The organism is Proteus sp. HMSC14B05, from assembly GCF_001808035.1.
Lineage (GTDB): Bacteria > Pseudomonadota > Gammaproteobacteria > Enterobacterales > Enterobacteriaceae > Proteus > Proteus mirabilis.
In genome coordinates this window covers 189393-214084 of sequence record NZ_KV791997.1, presented here as the reverse complement: position 1 = coordinate 214084, position 24692 = coordinate 189393, and the positions used below count along the sequence as shown (strand labels likewise).

19 protein-coding genes, 1 pseudogene and 1 riboswitch are annotated in these 24692 nt (G+C 39.9%); of the genes and pseudogenes, 9 read left to right on the top strand and 11 right to left on the bottom strand.

Translation table 11 applies throughout. The annotated features are described in order from the left end of the window. Nucleotides 1–117: 117 nt before the first annotated feature. Nucleotides 118–984 (bottom strand): glutamate racemase, encoded by an 867-nt coding sequence (gene murI / locus HMPREF3129_RS13845; RefSeq protein ID WP_004246377.1) that lies wholly within the window; start codon nt 982–984, stop codon nt 118–120. Continuing rightward, nucleotides 929–2783, bottom strand: a pseudogene (gene btuB / locus HMPREF3129_RS13840) (TonB-dependent vitamin B12 receptor BtuB). The gene murI and the pseudogene btuB overlap by 56 nt, the downstream one beginning before the upstream one ends. 69 nt (nt 2784–2852) lie before the next feature. Further along, a riboswitch (cobalamin riboswitch) is annotated at nt 2853–3055 on the bottom strand. 113 nt (nt 3056–3168) lie between these two features. Here btuB and trmA point away from each other — a divergent pair. Next, a complete protein-coding gene (gene trmA, locus HMPREF3129_RS13835) occupies nt 3169–4266 on the top strand; it encodes a tRNA (uridine(54)-C5)-methyltransferase TrmA (protein ID WP_004249698.1) in 1098 nt (365 codons plus the stop codon). Nucleotides 4267–4387: 121 nt separating this feature from the next. Here trmA and HMPREF3129_RS13830 read toward each other — a convergent pair whose 3' ends face one another. Both HMPREF3129_RS13830 and fabR read right to left on the bottom strand, forming a co-directional pair. After that, the gene (locus HMPREF3129_RS13830) at nt 4388–4789 is read right to left on the bottom strand and encodes a YijD family membrane protein (RefSeq protein ID WP_004249699.1); all 402 of its coding nucleotides are present in this window, start codon (nt 4787–4789) and stop codon (nt 4388–4390) included. After that, nucleotides 4789–5469 carry an HTH-type transcriptional repressor FabR gene (gene fabR, locus HMPREF3129_RS13825; protein WP_004246383.1) on the bottom strand — a complete coding sequence of 227 codons (681 nt, stop codon included), beginning with the start codon at nt 5467–5469 and terminating at the stop codon, nt 4789–4791. The genes HMPREF3129_RS13830 and fabR overlap by 1 nt, the downstream gene beginning before the upstream one ends. Nucleotides 5470–5669: 200 nt before the next feature. Between fabR and sthA the strand changes: the two genes are divergently transcribed. Beyond that, the gene (gene sthA, locus HMPREF3129_RS13820) at nt 5670–7067 is read left to right on the top strand and encodes a Si-specific NAD(P)(+) transhydrogenase (protein ID WP_004246384.1); all 1398 of its coding nucleotides are present in this window, start codon (nt 5670–5672) and stop codon (nt 7065–7067) included. On the opposite strand, the gene oxyR is transcribed toward sthA, so the two are convergent. The 5 genes from oxyR to argC form a co-directional block, all read right to left on the bottom strand. Further along, the gene (gene oxyR, locus HMPREF3129_RS13815) at nt 7059–7976 is read right to left on the bottom strand and encodes a DNA-binding transcriptional regulator OxyR (RefSeq protein ID WP_004249700.1); all 918 of its coding nucleotides are present in this window, start codon (nt 7974–7976) and stop codon (nt 7059–7061) included. The genes sthA and oxyR overlap by 9 nt on opposite strands. 229 nt (nt 7977–8205) lie before the next feature. Then, nucleotides 8206–9588 (bottom strand): argininosuccinate lyase, encoded by a 1383-nt coding sequence (argH, locus tag HMPREF3129_RS13810; protein WP_004246386.1) that lies wholly within the window; start codon nt 9586–9588, stop codon nt 8206–8208. Between the two features lie 92 nt (nt 9589–9680). Beyond that, the gene (locus HMPREF3129_RS13805) at nt 9681–10892 is read right to left on the bottom strand and encodes an argininosuccinate synthase (RefSeq protein WP_004246387.1); all 1212 of its coding nucleotides are present in this window, start codon (nt 10890–10892) and stop codon (nt 9681–9683) included. A 64-nt stretch (nt 10893–10956) separates the two neighbouring features. Next, nucleotides 10957–11730, bottom strand: coding sequence for an acetylglutamate kinase (gene argB / locus HMPREF3129_RS13800; RefSeq protein ID WP_004246388.1), 774 nt, complete (start codon nt 11728–11730; stop codon nt 10957–10959). Between the two features lie 20 nt (nt 11731–11750). Next, the gene (argC, locus tag HMPREF3129_RS13795) at nt 11751–12755 is read right to left on the bottom strand and encodes an N-acetyl-gamma-glutamyl-phosphate reductase (RefSeq protein ID WP_012368682.1); all 1005 of its coding nucleotides are present in this window, start codon (nt 12753–12755) and stop codon (nt 11751–11753) included. A gap of 100 nt (nt 12756–12855) precedes the next feature. On the opposite strand from argC, the gene argE reads away from it, so the two are divergent. Beyond that, entirely contained in the window at nt 12856–14019 is a 1164-nt protein-coding gene (gene argE, locus HMPREF3129_RS13790; protein ID WP_004249893.1) for an acetylornithine deacetylase, read from the top strand. Between the two features lie 91 nt (nt 14020–14110). Here the strand turns inward: argE and poxB are convergent, their stop codons facing one another. Continuing rightward, nucleotides 14111–15835 carry a ubiquinone-dependent pyruvate dehydrogenase gene (gene poxB, locus HMPREF3129_RS13785; RefSeq protein ID WP_036919548.1) on the bottom strand — a complete coding sequence of 575 codons (1725 nt, stop codon included), beginning with the start codon at nt 15833–15835 and terminating at the stop codon, nt 14111–14113. A gap of 564 nt (nt 15836–16399) precedes the next feature. Between poxB and HMPREF3129_RS13780 the strand changes: the two genes are divergently transcribed. From HMPREF3129_RS13780 to HMPREF3129_RS13770, 3 genes are read left to right on the top strand one after another with little or no spacing between them, the layout of a single operon-like run. Beyond that, nucleotides 16400–17221: a DUF3100 domain-containing protein gene (locus HMPREF3129_RS13780; RefSeq protein WP_004246392.1), complete on the top strand. Its 822-nt coding sequence runs from the start codon at nt 16400–16402 to the stop codon at nt 17219–17221. Further along, nucleotides 17218–17667 carry a hypothetical protein gene (locus tag HMPREF3129_RS13775; protein ID WP_004246394.1) on the top strand — a complete coding sequence of 150 codons (450 nt, stop codon included), beginning with the start codon at nt 17218–17220 and terminating at the stop codon, nt 17665–17667. The genes HMPREF3129_RS13780 and HMPREF3129_RS13775 overlap by 4 nt, the downstream gene beginning before the upstream one ends. Further along, nucleotides 17667–18848: a M20 metallopeptidase family protein gene (locus tag HMPREF3129_RS13770; RefSeq protein ID WP_004246396.1), complete on the top strand. Its 1182-nt coding sequence runs from the start codon at nt 17667–17669 to the stop codon at nt 18846–18848. Before HMPREF3129_RS13775 ends, HMPREF3129_RS13770 begins: the two co-directional genes overlap by 1 nt. A 75-nt stretch (nt 18849–18923) precedes the next feature. Here the strand turns inward: HMPREF3129_RS13770 and HMPREF3129_RS13765 are convergent, their stop codons facing one another. Beyond that, complete coding sequence (locus tag HMPREF3129_RS13765) at nt 18924–19937, bottom strand: LysR substrate-binding domain-containing protein (RefSeq protein ID WP_004246397.1); 1014 nt, start codon at nt 19935–19937, stop codon at nt 18924–18926. A gap of 769 nt (nt 19938–20706) precedes the next feature. On the opposite strand from HMPREF3129_RS13765, the gene proP reads away from it, so the two are divergent. Genes proP through HMPREF3129_RS13750 form a run of 3 tightly spaced genes read left to right on the top strand, consistent with a single transcriptional unit; the run spans nt 20707 to nt 24673 of the window. Further along, nucleotides 20707–22209, top strand: a complete 1503-nt coding sequence (gene proP / locus HMPREF3129_RS13760) for a glycine betaine/L-proline transporter ProP (protein WP_004246398.1) — start codon at nt 20707–20709, stop codon at nt 22207–22209. Nucleotides 22210–22219: 10 nt separating this feature from the next. Then, nucleotides 22220–23650: a deoxyribodipyrimidine photo-lyase gene (gene phrB / locus HMPREF3129_RS13755; RefSeq protein ID WP_060555804.1), complete on the top strand. Its 1431-nt coding sequence runs from the start codon at nt 22220–22222 to the stop codon at nt 23648–23650. Nucleotides 23651–23689: 39 nt separating this feature from the next. Next, on the top strand, nt 23690–24673 hold the full coding sequence (locus HMPREF3129_RS13750; protein ID WP_036919545.1) for a glycosyltransferase: 984 nt from the start codon (nt 23690–23692) through the stop codon (nt 24671–24673). The last annotated feature ends 19 nt before the right edge of the window (nt 24674–24692 follow it).

Genomic DNA, 24692 nt, shown 5'->3' with positions numbered 1-24692 from the left:
GGTTCGCTTAGCGCCCTGTGCCGTGACAACGAGGGCGCATTATAGGGAGTTTTGTGAAGCTGGCAACACTTTTTTTTGATTTTTTTACCGACCGTTTAATTTTCCAACAAATTTAACTTAAAGCGCCAATTTTCTGAGCGTTTTAAAGCCAAAATCGGCTAAAACCGGTTTTAATAATTCACTATACTCATCTTCTTTAAGACAGTAAGCAAAACTAATTTCTTTTGAACCTCTGATTTTATCTTGATTTACAACTAACCACGCAGTTCTTCTTGCAATTGCACCACCAGAATCAATAATTCGAGTACCATCAGGCAAAACAGAAAGTAACTCTTCTTCTAATAGAGGAAAATGGGTACACCCTAATACTACCGTATCTGGTGGCTCTTTCATTTTAAGCCAAGGGGCTAAAATTCTACGTAGCTCATCGCATGACACCTTTTCGCCATGCAGTTTTTTTTCAGCCAACTCCACCAGCTCTGCTGAACCTAATAGATGCACTTTACACTCTGTCGCAAAGCGTTCGATAAGTTCATGAGTATAAGGTCGCTTAACCGTTGCTCTTGTGGCTAATAGACCGACCACACCATTACAGGTAAGTTTTGCTGCAGGTTTAATCGCAGGAACAACACCAACAATGGGGATATCAGTAAATTTAGCACGTAAAGCAGGCAGACTTACTGTACTTGCGGTATTACAAGCGATCACAATCGCTGCTAACTCATGCTGTTGCGCGACAGCACTGACGATACGAACGACACGCTCAATAATAAACTCTTGAGGTTTCTCACCATAAGGAAATGCTTCATTATCGAAAACATAGATATAGTGAGCATCCGGCAGTTTTTCACGGATCTCTCGATAAATAGATAAACCGCCAACCCCTGAGTCAAAAACTAAGACAGTGGGATTAGCGGTAGATTGTGCATCAGAAGTCGTAGCTTCCGGTGAGGAAATATTCACGTCCTGGCGTGCGATAGCCATAAGCTGTCTCATAATCTTTATCAAACAGGTTGGCTATTCTACCACGAATTGAGAGATGAGATGTAATAGGATATGACGCAGTTAAATCCCAAAGACTTACCCCACCTAGTTTTATTCTTTTCGTAGGATATTGGTTAAAGTCCGTATCATAGCGCTTTCCTATATATTGATAATTAATTCCAATATCTATATCTGCGATATTCCAATCTACTTGATACTTAAGCTGTTGCTTTGCTCTTCTGCTTAATAGATTATTATCACTATCTCTAGCATCAAGGTACTGCAATGTTAATTGATGATGTAATGATCCAGTATCCATCTCACCAACCCATTCAGCACCTTTTATTTTAGCTTTATTGTAATTTAATGTAAGTGTTATCTCTAAAAGCAATCAGATTATCAATATCATTTTGATATAGAGATAAACGCCAATCAATCCCTTGAGTTAACCCTTCAACGCCCACTTCCCACTGCTTACTTTTCTCTGGTTTTAAGTTGGGATTACCTTTTGTGTTCCATGCAGGATTATCCGCATAAAGTTGCCCCAATGTAGGAGCCTTAAATGCCGTACCATAAGAAGCAATTACTCGATAGTTATCGACGAACTCCCAACTTGCACTGGTTTGCCATGTAGTATGCCAGTTAAATTCATCGTGGTGATCAGAACGAATAGCGCCTTCGACGATAACTGAACTAAGTTGTTTTTGAGATGTGAGATATAGCCCAGTATTATCAATTGTTCTTTGATGAGGTACTGATGCTGAATTCGCTTCAATCGTTTGTCTTTGCCAATCCATTCCAGCGCTGATCATGCCACTTGGAATTAAAAAGGTGTTCCCCCATTGGACATTATATTGTTTAGAATTATCTACAGAAGAGCCCTTACCATCACGGCCATTTGTTGAAATGTAGTTATAGTCTTTAGTTTGGCTATACACCGTAATTAATTGACTAAAATAGGAATCACCACTGAACTTAATACCCGCTTCATAATTACGATTATAAGTTTTACTTTGATCTGTATTACCGGGATAAGATGCAACATAAGTAGTACGATTATCATAACCATACCCTTTCATGTAGCCTTGAAAGTTATCATTAAAAATATGGTCGATACCAAACCAATAGGATTTATTCATAAATCCATGTCTGTCATGAAAAGGGGCGGCAACAGGGACAGAATCATCCGTTGCATGTATTCCCTTAGTATAAGTATATCCACCTGCCGCAGATAATGTGGTTCTCTCACCTACCTTTTGTTGTATTGAACCATTGTAATTTTGATATCCATGGCTTCCTATTCCTGCATTTAACGTTAAACCATCATTTTGGCGTTTCGTTATAAAATTAATGACCCCACCAATCGCATCGGAGCCATAAACAGCCGAACGAGGGCCTCTTATATATTCAATACGTTGTACTAAAGAAAGAGGCAGTTGACTCATATCGTAAGAGCCAGAAATCCCTGCTTGGTTAGTACGTACACCATCAATTAATATTAATACATGTCTTGAGTCAGTTCCTCGCACAAAGACTGAACTCATCTGCCCTATACCACCACTTTGTGCTACATCAATCCCTGGCATTCTACGCAATACATCAAGCACACTATTGCTCTGCCAGCGATCGATCTGTTCACGATCAACAATAGTCACTGGCGCTAAAATAGAGGAGGTAGGTTGTTGAAAACGATTAGCAGTCACACTCAATGTATTATCAGCCTGTGCAAATAGGTTGAAACTGCTCGTCATAACACTTAAAGCAACACTTGAAAGAAAAAATACTTTTTTATTATTCATGAAATCTGCATCCAACAGAAATAAGTAGCAGGATGCCGCCAAAATTAAGTAAAACGCGTACTTAATTTTACATGCGACAAATGTTCGGCAGGTCTTCGGACTCTAGGTTAAATACTCTGAGCATTTAAGATAATGACTTCCCACAGCACTGATTTTGGTGCATTGCAGTGTCTTTTATTATCCTTGATCCTATTACCGCTGCGCGTCAGTTCTGGCTTTGCACCAGATTCCCTTTTCACTCCATATCGGAGACCGAATCGCTATGCTACGATGCCAACTTCACTGAGTCCAGAAATTGAACATGAAGAATACTGGACATCTTCATGAGGATCTCTACAATTTCGCTCGCTTAACTTTATTACTGCCAAAAACAAGGCGAGATACCATGCAAAATTCATTACCAACGCAAACATACCAGTCTCAACTGAATGAAAAGACCGAACGCCTACAAAAGATGATGGCACCTTTTAATGCGCCTAATGTGGAAGTTTTTTCATCACCAGAACAACATTATCGTATGCGTGCAGAATTTCGCATCTGGCATGAGCAGGACGCTCTGTATCATATTATGTTTGATCAAGAGACTAAGCAGCGTATCCGCGTTGACCAATTTCCAGTGGCGAGCCAACTGATTAATCAGATGATGGTAGCTTTATTGGCAGAAATAAAAGATAAACCAACACTGCGCCATAAATTATTTCAAATTGATTATCTTTCAACCTTAAGCAATAAAATCATTGTATCGTTGTTATATCACAAAAAAATTGATGAGACTTGGCAACAAGAAGCGACAGCATTACGCCAAACATTGATTGCTCAGGGGTTTGATGTGCAATTAATTGGCCGAGCATATAAAACTAAAATTATGCTCGATAATGATTTTGTCGATGAAGTATTACCTGTTGCGGGTCAACAGATGATCTACCGTCAAGTGGAAAATAGCTTTACCCAACCTAATGCACAGGTCAATATTAAGATGTTGGAATGGGCACTATCAGTCACTGAAAACTCAACCGGTGATCTGTTAGAGCTTTATTGCGGTAACGGCAATTTCTCTCTCGCCCTTGCGCGTAATTTTAAGCGAGTGCTAGCCACTGAGATAGCGAAGCCCTCAGTGCATGCAGCGCAATATAATATCGCGATGAACCATATTGATAATGTTAAAATTATTCGTATGTCAGCGGAAGATTTTACTCAAGCAATGAATGGCGTAAGGGAATTTAAACGCTTAGAAGGGATTAATCTACAAGATTACCAATGTGAAACTATTTTTGTTGACCCACCACGCAGTGGTTTGGATGAGAAAACTGTTGAGTTGGTTAAGAATTACTCGCGCATTTTATATATCTCTTGTAATCCGCAGACTCTGTGCCAGAATTTAGAAACGCTGATCAAAACTCACAAAATCAGTAAGTTAGCACTTTTTGACCAATTCCCTTACACCCATCATATGGAATGTGGTGTGTTATTAGAGAAAAGATAACTTTTAGTTTTAGAAGTTATAGCAGAAATTACCACCAAAACCCCAATAAAAATAAAACACCAGTAAGTGCACTTACTGGTGTCAAAATCTCGCTGTGTTTACAACCAAAAGCTGATAACAATTAATATTGCTCTGCTTGCGATGCTTTCTCAGCGTCTTCTTCCTGTTCACGTAGACGTTTACGCTGTTTAATTTGACGATAAATCCATAGAGCAATAATCACAATACATACAGAAGAGAAGAAGTTAGAGCCCATTTCAGGGTTAGAGGTTTTTAAATAAGCATTGTAACCAAATAGCCCTAATAAAAAGAATGAGAAAATTAACTTAGGCATACCATCAGTCATTGGTTGATTTAAATAACGTTGGTATAAGCAGTAAACAGCTAGAACTAAACTAATCAGTGGAAAAATAGACCAAGGTCCAGTAAGTGGGTTAAATAAAGTTGAGTAACTACCATGTAAAGCAACACCGATAACTACGGAAAGTAATAGTGTGCTTTTTTCACAGCGATTTTGTTCCATCATTTATCTCCTTTCTGATGCATTTTTTTCTTTATTTCGGGGTTATTTTGTAGAGGTGTTTCTAAATCACGTCGATACCAATAGTAAGCGCCTTTGGCAATCATCCGTAGTTGTATTACTAATCTTTCTTCTAATTGTTGGCGTTTTTCAATATCAATATCTAATGCTTCTGCCCCTGCACTAAATACGATAGTCACCATCGCTTCAGCCTGCATTTCAGTAAAATAACGTGGCATATTACTTTCTTGCTCAAGGTAGTCTGCCAGTTCTGCAATAAAATGTTGGATCTCTCGTGCGACAGCGGCACGAAATTCAGCAGATGTGCCAGAGCGTTCACGTAACAATAATCGAAAAGCATTCGGATTATTACCAATAAATTCCATAAAGGTAGAAACCGATGTACGGATCACACTTCCACCTTTAGCGATACGCTGTCGTGCTTGTCGCATCAATTGACGTAGCATCAGTCCACTTTCATCGACCATAGTTAACCCCAACTCATCAACATCTTTAAAATGACGATAAAATGAGGTAGGTGCAATACCCGCTTCTCGCGCCACTTCTCGTAAGCTTAGGCTAGTAAAACTACGTTCTGCACTGAGTTGGCTAAAAGCTGCTTCAATCAAAGAACGGCGGGTTTTTTCTTTTTGTTTCGCTCTGATGCCAATATTATTACTCACAGCAATCCTGATAATCCAAATGTGGTTTATAACCAATATATCAAATTTTTACAGAAAATAAGTACGTACCGTTATCCATAACGACACATTCAGATAAAAAACTAAATAAAGTGTGACTAATGCCCCTAATGTCAATTGGGCTATTATTCATTCTAATGTTAATATGTCGTTGTCGTTTTGTATAAAACAGGTCTCTTCCTATGCAACATTCTCATTTCGATGCAATTGTAATCGGTTCAGGTCCTGGTGGTGAAGGCGCGGCCATGGGGCTGGTTAAACAAGGAAAACGCGTCGCCGTCATTGAACGTTATGATCAAGTCGGTGGTGGCTGTACTCACTGGGGAACTATCCCTTCAAAAGCTCTACGCCACGCGGTCAGTCGTATTATCGAGTTTAATCAAAACCCGCTCTATAGCGACCAATCTCGCCTGATCAACTCCTCTTTTTCTCAAATACTACGCCAAGCCAGCACGGTAATCAGTCAACAGACTAAAATGCGTCAAGGCTTCTACGAGCGTAATCATTGTACGATGTATTCAGGCGAAGCTGCTTTTATTGATGATCATAGAATTAGCGTACGTTATCCTGATGGTACTTGTGATATTCTCAGTGCAGATAATTTTATTATTGCCACAGGCTCTCGCCCTTATTGCCCACCGGATGTTGATTTCTCACACTCTCGTATTTATAACAGCGATACCATACTCGACCTTGAGCATGAACCTCGCCATGTCATTATTTATGGTGCTGGGGTCATTGGTTGTGAATACGCTTCTATTTTTAGAGGTCTAAGAGTAAAAGTTGATTTAATTAATACTCGTGATCATCTACTGTCATTCCTTGATCAAGAAATGTCAGATGCACTCTCTTACCATTTTTGGAATAACGGTATTGTTATTCGACACAATGAAGAGTACGACACCATCGAAGGCGTTGATGATGGCGTTATTGTTCATCTAAAATCCGGTAAGAAAGTCAAAGCCGATTGTCTGCTTTATGCTAATGGTAGAACGGGTAATACCGATACACTTGGTTTGGAAAATGTTGGGATCAAAACCGATAGCCGTGGACAAGTGGCAGTTAATGCGCATTATCAAACCAGTTGTGAACATATCTATGCAGTGGGTGATGTGATTGGCTATCCAAGCTTAGCCTCTGCGGCTTATGATCAAGGGCGCATTGCGGCACTTGCGCTTACCACTGGCACCTCGGAAACGCATTTAATTGAAGATATTCCAACGGGTATCTATACCATTCCAGAAATCAGCTCTGTGGGTAAAACGGAACAGCAACTCACCGCAATGAAGATCCCCTATGAGGTCGGTCGTTCACAATTTAAGCATCTTGCTAGAGCCCAAATTGCGGGTATGAATGTCGGTAGCTTAAAAATTCTTTTTCACCGTGAAACCAAGCAAATTTTAGGTATTCACTGCTTTGGCGAGCGCGCTGCTGAAATAATTCATATCGGCCAAGCAATTATGGAGCAAAAAGGAGAAGGCAATACTATCGAATACTTCGTTAATACCACCTTCAACTATCCAACCATGGCGGAAGCCTATCGCGTTGCTGCTTTAAATGGTTTAAATCGCTTATTTTGATGCTGCTTTCTTAGCCTCATAAAATGCGGTCATATGATCACGGATTGTCTCTGCTAATTGTTCATAACGATTACGCAAAGGCGATCCGGGGCGATAAGCCAAAATAATAGAACGTGATGGATTAGGTGAAGTACAATCTAAATAGCAAACGCCATCGCGTTTTTGTGCTTGAGGTACCGCTAAATCAGGTAAAAGTGTAATACCACTTCCTGCAGCGACCATATTACGCAATGTTTCTAAACTAGTTGCTCTAAAATGGGTATCTTCTTTAGCCCCTGCTTGGAAACAAAAACCTAAAGCTTGATCACGTAAGCAATGCCCATCTTCTAACATTAATAAACGTTGGCCTGCTAAGTCCCCCATCGGCACTGATTTGCGATCATGCCATGGATGCTCATCATAAATAGCTAATTTCATCGGCTCTTCAAACAAAGGCACTTCTATAAAAGGGGCACTCTCTTTTACCATGGCTAAAATAGCACAGTCGAGTTTACCGCTATCTAGCTGAGCTAATAAGCTATTGGTTTGTGCTTCGTGAAGATACATCTCTAACTTAGGGTAGTTTCTATGTAATTCGGGAATAATATGCGGTAATAAATAAGGTCCAACAGTAGGAATAAGCCCAATATGTAACGGCCCTGCCATACTCTCACCTTGTAGTGATGCCATTTCTTGTAGCACTTTCACTTCACGTAATACCGTTTTCGCTTGCTCTACTAGCAATAATCCCTGCTGGGTAAACAGTACTTTGCGACTGGTTCTTTCAAGTAACATAACGCCTAATTCGTCCTCAAGTTTACGAATTTGGCCACTTAATGTTGGCTGGCTCACATGGCAAGAATCTGCCGCACGGCGAAAATGTTTATGCTCAGCTAGAGCCACCAGATATTCCAAATCACGGATATTCATTGCAGATCCCATACTTATTACTGATAGTTAATAGCTATAGATAATATAACAACTGATAAATTTTTCTATCAATCGTGCGTTATTGTAACGCGATTTTTTCATCTTTTATCAATAAATAGTGATATATCAATTGATTAAACTATTATTATCGGTAAGCGTCCATAAAAAAGCAGGGCATGAGCCACCCCGCTTTTTTTGAATAATCTGTCAGTTATACAATGGGATAAAACTACTCATCCATATTAAGCTGTTTTTTGGCCTCAGTAATGGCATAAGAAACCTGCTGTTGAGATACTCCACCTTTTGCTAATCGTTTATCTAAACAAGATTGCAATGAAAGGATCTCGTAAACTTCAACGGTAATTTTGCTACTAAACTTCTGTAATTCAGATAGCGCCAACTCTTCAAGTGCTTTACCTTGCTCAATTGCACTAACAACAACTTCACCGACAATATGGTGAGCTTGGCGAAATGGCACCCCTTTTGCGACTAAATAATCAGCAAGCTCTGTCGCATTAGCATAACCTTGTTTTGCGGCCTCTTCACAACGAGGACGGCGAACCTGCAACCCATCAAGCACTAATGTTGCCATATGCAAACAATCAGACCAAGTATCAACGGCATCAAACAGCCCTTCTTTGTCTTCTTGCATATCTTTATTATAAGCAAGAGGCAACCCTTTTAGAGTCATCATCATTGCGGTTAATGCCCCTTGTACACGCCCGCACTTACCACGAATAAGTTCTAATGCATCAGGATTTTTCTTCTGTGGCATTAATGAAGAGCCAGAAGTGACTTTATCTGAAAGCTCAATAAAACCTGCTTCCCCACTATTAAAGAAAATCAAATCTTCAGCAAAACGAGAAAGATGCACCATACCAATAGCAGCCGCAGATAATAGCTCTAACACATGATCTCTATCTGATACGCTATCTAAACTATTGTTTGTTGCACTGGCAAAACCCAACCATTGAGCTAATTGTTCACGATCAATATCATAAGCGGTACCCGCCAAAGCGCCACTACCCAGTGGACTTACATCTAAACGCGTTAATGCATCCGCTAAACGACTCTCATCTCTTGCTAACATCTCTTTATAAGCTAAACACCAATGCGCAAAAGTGACGGGTTGAGCACGTTGTAAATGAGTATAACCGGGCATCACAGCATGTTGATTTTGTTCAGCGGTTACCACCAACGCCTTTTGTAATTCAATAATAGCCTGACGTAAGTGGGCGACTTCTTCTTTACACCACAATTTTAAATCTGTCGCGACCTGATCATTACGGCTACGTCCAGTGTGCAACTTCTTACCTAAATCACCCACTTTGGCAATCAGTTTGCTCTCTACCCAACTATGAATATCTTCCGCATCACTTTGTAAAATAGAATGAGGATTAGCTGTTACTTCCTCAGACAGTTCATAAAGTGCCTGTTCAAGTTGAGCTTGTTCATCCTGCGATAAGACACCTACTGTGACTAACGCTTTAGACCAAGCTACTGAACCAAAGATATCTTGTTGTGCGAGTCGATAGTCAAACCGCAGTGAATCATTGAATTGTTTAAACCGTTGATCAGCTTGCTGACTAAAACGTCCACCCCAAAGTGCCATAATCACATCCTATTTTGTCTTTGTTAAAAGTCATGCTTGATAAAAATGTAGAGAGTGATGCCTTTTGTCACATCACTCTTATTGGTCTCACCTTATTTCTTTTTACTTAATGCCCGAATACGTGATGGCAAAGAATATAGGCGGATAAACCCTTCTGCATGGCTGTGATCATAGACTTCATCTTCACCAAAGGTGGCGAACTCTTCCGAGTAGAGGCTGTTGTCAGATTTTTTCTGAATAGCATTTACATGGCCTTTATAAAGCTCTAACACCACTTCGCCATTTACCTCTGTTGCCAGCGAGTCAGCGGCAGCTTGTAATGAAGCCCGAATTGGCGTAAACCAACGACCGTCATAAACAACATAAGACATTTCTAAACCCAACTGTTGACGCCATTTAAAAGCATCTCTATCCAAAACCAGTTGCTCAACACCACGCAGTGCCGCCATCATAATGGTGCCTCCCGGGGTTTCATAGCAACCGCGAGATTTCATACCGACCAGACGATTTTCCACAATATCAATACGACCAATACCGTGTTTTACGCCTAGCGTATTTAATGTAGCTAAACACTCATAAGGGGATTGAGCTTTGCCATTGATAGCAACCACTTCACCTGCTTTTACCGTTACAGAAACCTGTTCAGGTGTATCAGGGGCTTTTTTCGGATCTACCGTCCATGCCCAGCAATCTTCATTAGAAGCATTCCATGGACTTTCTAACACTCCGCCTTCTGTTGAGATATGCCATGCGTTTTCATCACGACTATAAATTTTCTCAAGTGTCGCCGTGGTTGGAATATGACGAACTTTTAGATAATCCAGTAGAGCTTCACGGGAGCGCAAGTCCCACTCTCTCCAAGGTGCAACCACTTTAAGTTGCGGTGCCAGTGCGGTATAAGTACTTTCAAAACGAACTTGGTCATTACCTTTACCTGTTGCGCCATGCGCCAAGGCATCAGCCCCGAGTTTTAATGCCAATTCAACTTGTGCTTTCGCAATCACAGGACGTGCCATTGAAGTGCCTAACAAATAGCTCCCTTCATATAATGCCCCTGTTTTTAATACTGGATATACATAGTCTTTAATAAACTCTTCTCGTAAATCAACCACATAGCATTCACTGGCCCCTGACGCCAATGCTTTTTGCTCTACGCCTTCCAGATCTTCACGGCTTTGTCCCACATCAGCAACAAACGCAACCACCTCGCAATTGTCATAATGCTCTTTTAACCAAGGGATGATAGCCGATGTGTCTAGACCACCTGAATATGCCAGTACAATTTTTTTAATACCTTTCGTCATAGTGATAACCTTTATTCTCAATTGTGTTTATTTCGCCAATATACAAAGCGTTATGTGGTTGTGTTTAAGCTAAAATACGTGTCCCGATCGCCATACCATTAAATAAATCAGTCAGTTTTTCCGCGTGACGCCAACTGGCTATTTCAACAGGACGTCTAAGCGTTTTTGCCGCTTCTAACGCAGCATTAACTTTAACAATCATGCCGTCGGTGATAATGCCTTGGTCGATTAATGCTTGCGCTTTTGTGGCAGATATTTCTGTGAGTTTTTGTCCTTTGCCATCCAAAATGCCACTTACATCTGAGAGCAACACCAAATCTGCGCCTAAGGTTTCAGCAATCGCTGTTGCCGCTTGGTCGGCATTAACATTCATCAGTTCACCTTGGATACTCACACCTATAGAACTAATAATCGGGAGATACCCTGCATTCAGTAATAGATTTAATAACTCAGGAGAACCAGGTTCAGCATTTCCTACATGACCTAGTTCATCACTAATTTTTGTTACTTTGGCTAATTGGCCATCGCCCAAACAAAGTCCGACACCATTTAAACCAAAGCGTGTGGCCCATGACAGCAATGTTTTATTGGCACTTCCTGCCAACGCGCCAGTAATAATGTCAATTTGATCGGCGGGGGTAACTCGTAGGCCTTGTTTTTTAACAACGGGCAATTGCAGCTTTTTCATCAGAGAATCAACCAAACAGCCACCACCATGAACAATCACTAATGGACGGCTATGACTAGTGCGATATTCTTGTAGTGCTGTAAAAAAACGTGTTAACGCTTTTTCGTTATCTAGCAGTACACCGCCTAGTTTGATAATTAATGGTTCCATAAAACGTCCCTACTCATTATTTAGATAAGTGTTTCGGTTGGTGCAAAACCGAACCGAATGTTCATACATTGCACCGCTTGTGCTGCGGCCCCTTTTAATAAGTTATCTTCCGCACCGACAATAATTAAATGCTCACCTTGTTGTGCTAACCCGATATCACAAAAGGCGGTACCGACAACGGCTTTTAATGCAGGTAGACCTTTGTCATACACACGTACCAACGGTTGGCCTTGATACGCTGTTTCAAATGCCTGCCTTACCTCATTTTCTGTGACACCTTGTTTTAACTTACAGGTGATAGTGGCTAAGATCCCCCTAGCAAAATTACCAAGATGAGGAGTAAAAATGACATCAATGCCAAGGTGAGTAGCAATTTCCGGTTGGTGACGATGCGTAAAAACACCGTAAGGTTGTAAACTCACTTCACAAAAGCTGTTTGTTAAAGACGCTTTTCTGCCTGCGCCACTTACACCGCTGGTGGCATTGATAACAGGCCAGTGAGTGCTGTCTAATAATCCCGCTTCAACTAATGGCTTTAACGACAGCTGAGAAACGGTGGGATAACAACCCGGCACAGCAATAAGTTGAGCCTGACTAATCTGATCAGCGTTCCATTCGGCAAGACCATAAACCGCCTGTGATAACCAATCAGTATTCTTATGCTCGAATCCATAGTATTGTTGGTAGAAATGCTTATTTTGTACTCGGTAGGCGCCAGATAAATCGAACACCACACACCCCTGAGCGAGAAAAATAGGGGCAATGTCATGACTGACTTCATGTGCGGTGGCTAAAAAAACGATATCGATATTTTCAGCGGCATTAGCAACATCGACCATAGGCTCAAGTGGCAAATCAACTAAGCCACGATATTGTGGGTAAAGCTCAGAAAAGCACTTCCCTGCATCTACACTTTGAGCGGATACCATCAGTCTGCTCAAATTCACATGGGGATGCTGCTGAAGATAGGCTGCTAATTCAGCACCGGTGTAACCACTTGCTCCTACAATCAGAGTATTTAACATGTCATTCTTACCTTGTACTATGAACACAAACCGATTAATGTATTTTTATTCAAAAAAAGTGCATGAATATTGATACTATTATGAAGAAAGGCTGTCAACAGTGAATATTAAATTACCTACATTTATTGAGCTTTATCGACAATTAATTGCAACGCCCTCAATTAGTGCAACAGATGCTAAGACAGACCAAAGTAACGAGGCATTGATTAATCTATTGGCTAATTGGTTGGAAACACTCGGTTTTTCAATTGAAATACAACCAGTACCTGAAACCAGAGGGAAATTTAACCTACTTGCTACCCTTGGCAGTGGAACCGGCGGGTTATTACTCTGTGGGCATACGGATACAGTGCCATTTGATGAAGGGCGTTGGACTCAAGATCCCTTTACCCTAACGGAAAAAGAAGGCAAGTTATATGGTTTAGGTACGGCAGATATGAAAGGCTTTTTTGCCTTTATTATTGATGCATTGCGAGATATAGATACCTCTCAACTCACACATCCTCTGTATATTCTTGCTACAGCAGATGAAGAAACGTCGATGGCTGGTGCACGTTATTTTGCCGCTAATACCGCTATTCGTCCTGATTTTGCTATTATTGGCGAACCCACCTCATTACAACCAATACGTGCTCACAAAGGGCATTTATCTAATGCTATCCGTATTACTGGGCAATCCGGTCACTCTAGTGATCCGGAAAAAGGTGTCAACGCTATTGAGTTAATGCATGAATCTATCACCCATCTCAGTACACTGCGCGATAGATTAAAAACCCGTTATAACAATCCGGCGTTTGTTATTCCCTATCCCACCATGAACTTTGGTTATATTAACGGTGGTGATGCTGCTAATAGAATTTGTGCTTGCTGTGAATTACATATGGATATTCGCCCATTACCGGGATTAACGCTGCAAGATCTTGATGATCTGCTACACGAAACATTAGCCCCGGTAAAAGCGCGCTGGCCGGGACGTTTAAGTGTCGAAGCATTGCACGAGCCTATTCCCGGCTACGAGTGTCCGACCGATCATAAAATGGTTGCCGTGATTGAAAAACTACTGGGTGAGAAAGCGCAGACTGTTAATTACTGTACCGAAGCACCTTTTATTCAAGCGCTATGCCCTACGCTAGTGCTTGGTCCTGGCTCCATTGAACAAGCCCACCAGCCTGATGAGTTTATTGATATGGCTTTTATTGAGCCAACTCGTGAATTAATGGGGCAATTAATTGAAAACTTTTGTTTAGCAGAGAAAGCGAAATAATAAAAAATCCTATCGACTTATGTTGACATGCAAGTTGCAGGTAGGTGATTAGCCCCTGCAACTCGCAATATAACGATTATGCGTTTAATGATTAGCGCAACCAGTTGGTTTTCGCTAATTGCACTATTTCATCGCCACGACCATTAATAATCGCTTTCATCATATACAAGCTAAAACCTTTGGCCTGCTCAAATTTAATTTCCGGAGGCATGGAAAGCTCTTGTTTTGCGGTTACCACATCCACAATAACAGGGCCATCATGTTCAAAGGCTGTTTTTAATGCTTCATCAAGATCTTCGCCTTTCTCAACGCGAATACCTTTAATTCCCGCCGCATTGGCAATAGCGGCAAAATCAGGATTATGTAAATCGGTGCCGTCAGTCAAATAGCCCCCCGCTTTCATTTCCATCGCCACAAAACCTAATACGCTGTTATTAAAAATCACCACTTTCACCGGTAAGTTCATTTGAGCCAATGAGATGAAATCACCCATTAACATGGTAAAACCACCGTCACCGCACATCGCCACAACTTGACGTTTTCTGTCCAGTGCTTGAATACCAATAGCTTGCGCCATCGCATTCGCCATTGAGCCATGGTTAAACGAACCAATTAAACGACGTTTACCATTCATTTTCACGTAACGTGCCGCCCAAACTGTTGGCGTGCCAACATCACAGGTAAATACCGCATCATCGTTGGCTAATTCACTTAATCGACGTGCTAAATACTGAGGGTGGATCAAATCACGCTCACTAGGTTGAGCCAATGCATCTAAATCTTTGCGCGCTTTAGCATAATGTTTTAACGAGGCATCAAGATGTGCGGTATCTGTTTTCTCTTTTAATCGCGGTTGTAATGCATTAAGGGTTGCTTTGACATCCCCAACAAAAGCCATATCCACATGGCAATGTGAGCCAATGCTACTTGGATTAAGGTCAATTTGAATAATATTAGCTTTGGCAGGATAGAAAGCGCGATAAGGAAATTGAGTACCTAACAGCACTAAAGTATCGGCATTCTCCATTGCGTGATAACCCGATGAAAAACCGATAAGACCCGTCATTCCCACGCTACATGGATTATTCCACTCAAGATACTCTTTACCACGTAGTGCATGCACAACAGGGGCTTTTAAGGTTTGTGCTAGTTTCACCACTTCATCATGTGCTTGAGCACAACCGGCACCACACATTAAGGTGATATTTTTAGCGTTATTCAGTGCCTCAGACAGTTTTTCGATTTCAAAACGATTCGGCATAATCAGTGGTGATTGTAGTGGATACCAATTTTCATGGGCATCTTCTGGAGCGGGTTTTAACGCTACATCACCGGGTAATACCACCACCGCAACACCCTTTTTCAAAATAGCGGTGCGCATAGCGATAGCCAGAATTTGTGGGATCTGGTCGGGATTAGAGACTAATTCACAATAGTGACTACATTCACGAAATAACTCTTGAGGATGAGTTTCTTGAAAGTAATTACTACCAATTTCAGCAGAGGGAATATGAGCAGCAATCGCTAATACGGGAACATGATTACGATGACAATCAAAAAGTCCATTAATTAAGTGTAAGTTACCTGGTCCGCAGGAGCCGGCACAAACGGCTAATTCACCATTGATAGCCGCTTCTGCTCCGGCGGCAAAAGCCGCGACTTCTTCATGGCGTGTGCCCATCCATTCAATGGTACCCATTTTGCGCAAGCTATCACTTAATCCATTCAATGAATCGCCCGTCACCCCCCAAATACGTTTCACACCTGCATTATGGAGCACTTTAGCAATATAGGTTGCAACTGTTTGCTTACTCATGTGACGCATTTCCTTTTTATTTTAGTGGGTAATCTCTCTACATGCTGCCCCAGATATAACAACCGACTCTTTTACCACATCATATAGAGAATACCGTGTTATTAAATCAAATATTAAGAATAACATCTCTTGATTGATTGTCACGGTAGATAGGTCAATTAATAAAGGAAATTAACTATAAAAAATAATACTATTGATAAATGCACTTATCGCTTTTATGACTCATTTCGCATTAAATAAGAATCCATCTCATTTATATTGTATTAAAATCATCAAGTGCTAGACAAAATAAACTTATAGGATTATTTTAATAATTAAACTAATTTTTAATTACTCTTTTTCTGCTATCATTTTATTTAACAATATAGCTGACACATTTCAGCCTTACTCTCTGTCTTTCCTCAATAATTTCAGTTAACTCAAATTGTTAATAAATTTATTACTATTATTTTATTTCATGTCCCATGAAAAAGAGGTATGAAGTAAACATGACATTGGTCACGCTACCTTTTGCTTTTTGTCCTCTAGAATAAAGCCTGTTTATTTTTCTACGGAGATTAACGGATGGACAAAAGTAGAAGTCCGATAAAGGTTTTCTTTATTAGTATTCTGGCAGTCCTTTTCTTAATTTTTATTTCACAATATGTGATTGGTAAAAAAGAAATTAAGATTGGTATTGCAGTCATTCCTATTCTACCAATGTTATTTGCAGTTATTATTGGTATGTTTATGTCGGCTGGATTTACCCGCAAAAAAATTAAAGTTTGGGGTAAATTATTTACAGAAAAAGAAGAAGGCTTCTGCGGTAAAATGGTAGGTTTCAGCCTACTTATTTTAGGTACGCAATATGCTGGCATGATCGTCCCAAATATAAAAATGATTTTAAGTGTCGGTATTCCTTTATTTGTTCAAGAGCTAGGAAACTTATTACCAGTATTAATTGCCGTACCATTAGCCATTAAATTTGGTTTTGGTCGCCGTGCAATTGGTGCATGTTCATCTATTAGTCGAGAACCTTCTATCGCCGTTATTCAAGGTAGATTTGGGACTGGCTCACAAGAATATATTGGTGTATTAGCTATTTACTTATGTGGTTCTGTTATCGGGACTTTATGGTTTAGCGTATTAGGTAGTCTTGCACCATTAACAGGCTTACACCCACTTGCTCTAGCAGCAGGCTCCGGCGTAGGTTCAGGTTCAATGTTAAGTGCTGCATCAGGGGCATTAATTAACGGTTTAGACGAAGCTTTAGCACAACAAGTATTAAGTGTTGCGGCTGCATCTAACTTATTATCTTCTGCACTTGGCGCACTCTCATTAACCTATTTAGGTTTACCTCTTTCAGAAAAAATTTATAAAGTTTTCACCAGAGGCAAAACTGCATGAAAAATATAATTATAGATATGAAATTAGTATTCGTTGCTATTTTACTGGCAATGTTTACTCAAACGTTAACATCAGGGATTGCTATTTATGCAATGTGGGATAGCTTTATTGCTATGTCTGTAGTGGTTTTTATTTCACTCGTTGCTAAACAATATTTACCTTCATCTCTACCAACATTTGCTTATGCAACTATTATCGGGATACTTATTTGTTTACCTGAAACACCTGTAAGAGAGTTTTTTATTAGTTCTATTGGTAAAGTCTCTTTCTTATCTTGTTGTGTACCTTTATTAGCATTTGCTGGTTTATCCGTTGGTGGCCAATTAGAAGAACTGAAGAAAATGTCATGGAAAGTGATCCTTATTTTCATGATTGTTTCTACCTGCTGTTTCTTCGGCGCATCAATCGTCGCACAAATTGGATTTACTATCCAGGGAGTTATCTAATGAATAATATTTATAATGTCAGCGAAAAACTCTTTCAATTAAATGACTTTAGTAAAAAAACACGACAAGATCTGCACAAAATTCCTGAGTTATCAGGTGAAGAATATAAAACATCAAAGTATTGCCGTGAATTGATGGAAAGCTTTGGCTATCAAATTAAAACCTTTGATGGCTATACTGGATTTACTGCCGATTTAATTGTTAATGCTGATTTTCCACTGATTGCCATCCGTGCAGATATGGATGGATTAGAAATGCCAGACTTAACGAACAACGAACACAGCTCTATCCATCAAGGTTGTGCACATAATTGTGGTCACGATACTCATATGACCATTGCATTAACGGCCGCTAAATACCTTGCTGAAAACCAAGCAGAAATGAGCGCTAATGTGCGTTTTATTTTCCAAATGGCAGAAGAGGATATGCGTGTTCCTGGTGCTGACAAAATGGTTGAGTTAGGTTGCATGGAAGGCGTTGATGAAACTTACGCACTACATAATGATGCAGCTATCGAAACCGGTTGTGTACGTTTTAATGATGGTGTCATGTCATCTTACGGCTCAGCATGGACATTAGATGTTTATGGTGTTTCTGCGCACGGATCTACACCGCATAAAGGTTTAGATGCTATTCGTGAAGCAACTCGCTTAATTGATTATATGGATTATGTGGTTGCCAAAAAAACTGATCCCTTTAGCCCTGCGGTATTTGGTTGCGGCATGATCAATGGCGGTACTATTCCTAATGCGTTAGCAGATCACGTTCAAGCCCGTGGTACTATCCGCTCTATGGATGAAAATACCGACAAAGTATTAAAAGAAAGCTTTAATGAAATCGTAGCGCGCAGTACAGCGGGTGGATTTAAAACAACATTAACAGCGACAGGCTACCCTGCTGTTATTAACCATCCTACGGCTTATCAGCGTTTACTAGAAGCCACTCGCCAATTTTTACCAGAAGAGAATATCGAATCTAACGGTAAACCAATGACGGGTAGTGAAGACTTTAGCTATATGGTGAATGCCACTAAAGGTAAAGTTGGCGCAATGTTCTTTTTAGGCAGTGGTAATCAAGCTAAAGGTATCAATAACTACCTTCATGCTAATCCTTATTTTGTTGATGATGATTGTTTATTAGTGGGTGCACAAATTTTTGTTAATCTGCTAACTCGCAAATAATTACTTATTCTGCCCTAAGCCCGTTTTTTGCCCCCGCAAAAACGGGCTTTTTAGTCCCTCATCTTAACTGAAGATTTATTCTATTATTTTCTCTTTGCTATTTACCGAAATCAGATCAGGTAACCCCTGATACACTTCTTTGCTATGCCACTGGGTTTCCCACTGCTCTGGCATCTGAATAATATTTCTATCAATATGCGGAGCATAGAGTGAAATAAACTCATGCATATAATCTTTCATATGCGTATGTTTACTTAGACATATATGTGTATAACTGGGCTGTACTAAGTGATCGATATTGATGCACTTTAATGCTTGGCTATCTTCTATTTCATCATAAGCAACCGTGGCAATCACACCAATACCAAGGTGGCGCTTGACATAATATTTAATAATTTCGGTATCTGTCGCCGTCAATGCCACTTGAGGTTTAAGATGGTTTTTATAAAACACTTTATCGAGTTTAGAACCTCGAGTGAAACCAAACACATAGGTAATAAGGGGATATTGGCCAAGTTGTTCAATGGTAACCTGTTGATCATCAGGTAATGATGCAAGAGGGTGATCATAAGGTACTAATAAACTGCGAGTCCAGCGATAGCAAGGCAAAGTAATTAAATCTTCATATAAATGCATCGATTCTGTGGCAATCGCAAAATCGACATCGCCATTTTTTACCATTTCTGCTAACTGAGCAGGAGCACCTTGGTGAAAATGGAGTGAAATATTAGGGTAATAGCGGCGAAAATGATCAATGACGTTGGGTAAGGAGTAACGTATTTGCGTATGTGTTGTGGCAATGTGCAAATCTACTTTTTTATTACGATCTTCTTCTGCCACAATACTTTTAATTTTATCAACCTGCCCAAGAATATCGCTAGCTATTTTATGGACCTCTTTCCCCATAGGACTAAGTGCTAATAAATTATTATTTTTACGGACGAATAAAGAAACACTAAGTTCGTCTTCTAATATCTTAAGTTGCTTACTAATCGTTGGTTGTGAGGTATAGAGTTTCTCTGCCGCATTCGTAATGTTAAAGTCATTTCGCACTACTTCAACAAAGCTTTTCAGTTGATTAATATTCATGAGGAGTACCTGGGTTAATTGGCACAAGCATGCCGTTAATTATTGATTTTATAAAAATAATTATTGTTAATATTTATACTACAATGTCATTACTCAAATTATCTGCTCTTATGCCTAGTGGATATTATGACATCTCCTCTCTTTTTGCTCTCTTAATAAGAATAGTGATATCTACTTAATTATCCACTGGCTTACCTTATCTATTTGCTAGAATAGAAAAGTGACTGCACCAAATCTAGCAATGACTGTTTTTATTTCTGTGTTTTAGCACAACGAATAATAGATGATTTCATCCACATTAAAGCAGATATTAACTATTTATTATGCATAATTTGACTATCAATATATTATTTCTAATCAAAAAATAAAAACCCAACATAACCCATTGTTATATAATAATATTTACTATTAGCTTTTTATCGCCATCTTCATCTAACTTAATTCAAATTTACAACCATTAACATCATGGATTTTACACAAAAGCCATATTCAGCTATGATATAGGTCACATTTTTTACTTAGAGGCTTCGTTTTGTTATATCAAAACAACGACAAAAAATCCCTAATCTTTCATTTAACCTCATCTATACTTAATAAGTGTTCCATAAGCTATTAGTTCACCCTCACTATTTAACTATGTAGAAGTAAACTGTTTTTTAGTGAATTATTACCACTCTCTTTTCTCGCTATAAAATAGTCACTTCATTTCGTTTAATTATTAATTGAATAACAACAATTTACTAATACCTTAATTGAAAGGTCACTTAATATGAAATTGAAGAAAAAAAGAAACAAACCATTAAGAATCAATGATATAACCATTATTGATGATAGCAAACTTAAAAAAGCCATTACTGCGGCAGCGTTAGGTAATGCAATGGAGTGGTTTGATTTTGGTGTATATGGCTTCTTGGCTTATGTATTAGGTCAAGTGTTTTTCCCTGGTGCATCACCTGGCGTACAAATGATCGCAGCACTTGCGACATTCTCAGTCCCATTCCTTGTTAGACCATTAGGTGGGGTTGTATTTGGTATGTTGGGGGATAAGTTTGGACGACAAAAAGTCTTATCTGTCACCATCATAATTATGGCACTAAGTACTTTTGCTATCGGTCTTATTCCTGGGTATGACACCATTGGGATTTGGGCACCCGTCTTACTGTTATTAGCAAAACTAGCCCAAGGCTTCTCAATTGGTGGTGAGTACTCAGGTGCGGCGATTTTCGTTGCCGAATATTCACCAGACCGTAAACGGGGCTTTATGGGAAGCTGGTTAGATTTCGGCTCTATTGCCGGCTTCGTTATGGGGGCGGGTGTTGTTGTCCTTATCTCAACCATTATGGGTGAAGCTGCATTCCATGAGTGGGGATGGCGTATTCCATTCTTCTTGGCATTACCTTTAGGTCTGATTGGCTTATATTTACGTCATGCCTTAGAAGAAACCCCGGCATTCCAACAACATGTTGATGAAATGAACAGCGATGATCGTAAATCTATCGAAAATCCGCCACGTGTTTCATTACGAGAAATCGCTTCCAAGTATTGGAAAAGTTTAACGGTATGTGTGGGCTTAGTGATTGCGACTAACGTCACCTACTACATGTTGCTAACCTATATGCCAAGTTATTTATCCCATAACTTAAATTATTCCGCCGATCATGGGGTCTTGATCATCATCGCGATTATGATAGGGATGCTATTTGTTCAGCCTGTGATTGGATTACTGAGTGATAAAATTGGTCGTAAACCTTTTGTTATCGGGGGTAGCGTTGGACTGTTTATATTGGCATATCCGGCCTTTATGATGATTAACAGTGATGAAATCGGCTTAATTTTCTTAGGATTATTAATTCTTGCGGTTTTATTAAACTGTTTTACTGGGGTGATGGCCTCTATTTTACCGGCTATTTTCCCAACCCATATTCGTTATAGTGCCTTAGCTATTGCATTTAATATTTCGGTATTAATTGCTGGTGCCACACCAACTGCAGCGGCTTGGTTAGTTGAAGCGACTGGCAATTTATATATGCCCGCCTATTATCTAATGGTAGTTGCTGTTGTCGGTTTGATAACGGGTATAAAAATGATTGAAACAGCCAACAAACCATTACGTGGAGCAACACCGGCAGCATCAGATAAATCAGAAGCGAAAGAGATTTTATCTGAGCACTATGACAATATCGAACAACGTGTTGAAGATATCGAAGCGGAAATTGAAGCATTACAGAAAAAACGCCAAGCGCTTATCGATCAACATCCAAAATTAGATTAAGAGAGGTTACATGCACTCAGCGCCTGTTCATTTAGTTTGGTTCCGTCATGATCTAAGAGTGACCGATAATAAAGCGCTCTTTTATGCTTGCCAAAATACACAGGCGCAGGTGCATGCCATTTTTACCGTCACGCCTGCACAGTGGAAAGCCCATCATATGGCTTTATCACAGCAGGCGTTTATTCATGATGCATTGCTTAATCTTTCCCATTCGCTAGCTAAATTAAATATTCCACTGACACTTATCATCAGTGATACATATGCTGATGCGGCACAAAGTATTGTGGATTATTGTCAGCAACATCAGGTCACTGCGCTATTTTTTAATCATCAATATGCGCTTAATGAGCAAAACCGTGATAAAAAAGTAATGGAATTACTCGCCCATAACACCACGGTTTATTGTTACCACGATAACGTTTTTGTGCCACCGGGGAATGTTGTGACCCAACAAGGAGAGATGTACAAAGTCTTTACTCCTTTTAGAACCGCATTTTTACGGCTATTTCTGTCGCAAGATAATGCTTCATTACCTGCCCCCGAAATAAGAGCACACCAAAAAACCGTTTCACCGTTAAGTGCACCACTTTTTGCACTACCAATATCATCAACCAAGATGTTCCCAGCAAGCGAACAAGCAGCGTTACAGCGTTTAAAACAGTTTTGCTATGAAAGGGTGATACATTATGCAAAATGGCGAGATATTCCTGCTATTGATGGAACCAGTCAATTATCCCCTTATCTTGCCATAGGCCTAGTGTCTGTGCGCCAATGTTTTAATCGCCTTTACCAAACAGAGCCTGATTTCTTAGAAAATAACCATTCCAGTGCATTTGTTTGGTTTAATGAGTTAGTTTGGCGCGAGTTTTATCAACATCTAATAGTTGCTAACCCGAGTTTATCCAAACAGATAGCTTTTCAACTATGGACAGAAAATATTCGCTGGCGTAATGACCAAACTGAATTTACCGCTTGGACACAGGGCTTAACAGGCTTTCCTATTATTGATGCCGCGATGCGACAACTGAATCAAACCGGCTGGATGCACAATCGCTTACGTATGCTGACGGCAAGTTTTTTAGTCAAAGATCTATTAATTGATTGGCGCTGGGGGGAAAATTATTTTATGTCACAATTAATTGATGGTGATTTCGCATCAAATAATGGTGGCTGGCAATGGGCAGCATCAACAGGCACTGATGCTGTGCCTTATTTTCGTATTTTTAATCCGACCACCCAAGGACGTAAGTTTGATCCTGATGGTGAGTTTATCCGCCACTGGCTACCAGAGCTTGCTGATGTCCCAGATCGCGATATCCATACTCCTTCTGAATGGGCAATCAAAACAGGTCACTACCTCGATTATCCACAGCCAATTGTTGATCACGCCAAAGCACGAGTAACTGCAATTGCGTCTTATGAAGAGGCCAAAAAAAGGTAAAATAGCGCGATATTATCTCTCAATCCTTGGCGGGCTATTGTGAAAACACCGATTATTTCTGTTATCGTTCCTATGTTTAATGAGGCATCTCGCATTACGCGATTATTAGAGAGCCTACTTTGCCAAACCTTTCACGACTTTGAAGTGATCATTATAAATGATGGCTCAACGGATAATAGTGTTGACATCGCTATGCTCTATTGCCAACAAGATAATCGTTTTCACCTTTATCACCAAACTAACCAAGGGTTATCTAGCGCGAGAAATGCTGGCTTAAAATATGCTCAAGGTGATTGGATAGTCTTTTTTGATAGCGATGATTTTATTAAACCTCAATTACTGGCACATTGGCATCAATTAGCCTGCGAACAACATATCGATGTATTAATAGGCAATGGTGAACGCTATGATGTACATAATCCACAAAAGCATCAAACTACCATCCATCAACGTCAACCTTATCAACAAGTGATCAGCGGCCAAGAGTGGGTGATCCATGCCGTTACGCAACATCAATGGCCACATTTTGTTTGGTTACAATTTATTCGCCACGAAATAATCAAAAAACATCACTTACGCTTTATTGATGGCCTTTATCATGAAGATATTTTGTGGACGACACAACTTGCACTGGTCACTCAACGTATCGGCTTTGATGATCAACCTCTTTATTACTATTGCGCTAATCCTAGCTCTATTACGCGTAAACCTAATCCACAAAAAGAAGCCAAGCGCGCACAAAGTTATTTGCAAATTGTTATACAACTCTTGCAGCTTGCAGATAAACAACATCAACCACTATTAGCCAACGCGTTGCGCCAACAAGCACTACGTGAACTTGGCAGTTTCTTTATTCTTTTTCGTAAACGCTGTGATACAAAAAACCAAGCCATCATTGCACAGCAATTTAGTACTTATCACCTTTTTCCAGCCCTTAATAAAGGCGCCCAAAATTGGCATCAACGTTGGTTTATTTGCCGTGTTTATTGCGTTCTTTATTGGCACCGTTGGAAAAAAAGGTAAAAAAACAGCGCTAAATTTA

Excerpts from the sequence above, each read along its gene's own strand:
- murI (WP_004246377.1), bottom strand. The coding sequence starts at position 984 with ATGGCTATCGCACGCCAGGACGTGAATATTTCCTCACCGGAAGCTACG.
- trmA (WP_004249698.1), top strand. The coding sequence starts at position 3,169 with ATGCAAAATTCATTACCAACGCAAACATACCAGTCTCAACTGAATGAA.
- HMPREF3129_RS13830 (WP_004249699.1), bottom strand. The coding sequence starts at position 4,789 with ATGGAACAAAATCGCTGTGAAAAAAGCACACTATTACTTTCCGTAGTT.
- sthA (WP_004246384.1), top strand. The coding sequence starts at position 5,670 with ATGCAACATTCTCATTTCGATGCAATTGTAATCGGTTCAGGTCCTGGT.
- oxyR (WP_004249700.1), bottom strand. The coding sequence starts at position 7,976 with ATGAATATCCGTGATTTGGAATATCTGGTGGCTCTAGCTGAGCATAAA.
- argH (WP_004246386.1), bottom strand. The coding sequence starts at position 9,588 with ATGGCACTTTGGGGTGGACGTTTTAGTCAGCAAGCTGATCAACGGTTT.
- HMPREF3129_RS13805 (WP_004246387.1), bottom strand. The coding sequence starts at position 10,892 with ATGACGAAAGGTATTAAAAAAATTGTACTGGCATATTCAGGTGGTCTA.
- argB (WP_004246388.1), bottom strand. The coding sequence starts at position 11,730 with ATGGAACCATTAATTATCAAACTAGGCGGTGTACTGCTAGATAACGAA.
- argC (WP_012368682.1), bottom strand. The coding sequence starts at position 12,755 with ATGTTAAATACTCTGATTGTAGGAGCAAGTGGTTACACCGGTGCTGAA.
- poxB (WP_036919548.1), bottom strand. The coding sequence starts at position 15,835 with ATGAGTAAGCAAACAGTTGCAACCTATATTGCTAAAGTGCTCCATAAT.
- HMPREF3129_RS13780 (WP_004246392.1), top strand. The coding sequence starts at position 16,400 with ATGGACAAAAGTAGAAGTCCGATAAAGGTTTTCTTTATTAGTATTCTG.
- HMPREF3129_RS13775 (WP_004246394.1), top strand. The coding sequence starts at position 17,218 with ATGAAAAATATAATTATAGATATGAAATTAGTATTCGTTGCTATTTTA.
- HMPREF3129_RS13770 (WP_004246396.1), top strand. The coding sequence starts at position 17,667 with ATGAATAATATTTATAATGTCAGCGAAAAACTCTTTCAATTAAATGAC.
- HMPREF3129_RS13765 (WP_004246397.1), bottom strand. The coding sequence starts at position 19,937 with ATGAATATTAATCAACTGAAAAGCTTTGTTGAAGTAGTGCGAAATGAC.
- proP (WP_004246398.1), top strand. The coding sequence starts at position 20,707 with ATGAAATTGAAGAAAAAAAGAAACAAACCATTAAGAATCAATGATATA.
- phrB (WP_060555804.1), top strand. The coding sequence starts at position 22,220 with ATGCACTCAGCGCCTGTTCATTTAGTTTGGTTCCGTCATGATCTAAGA.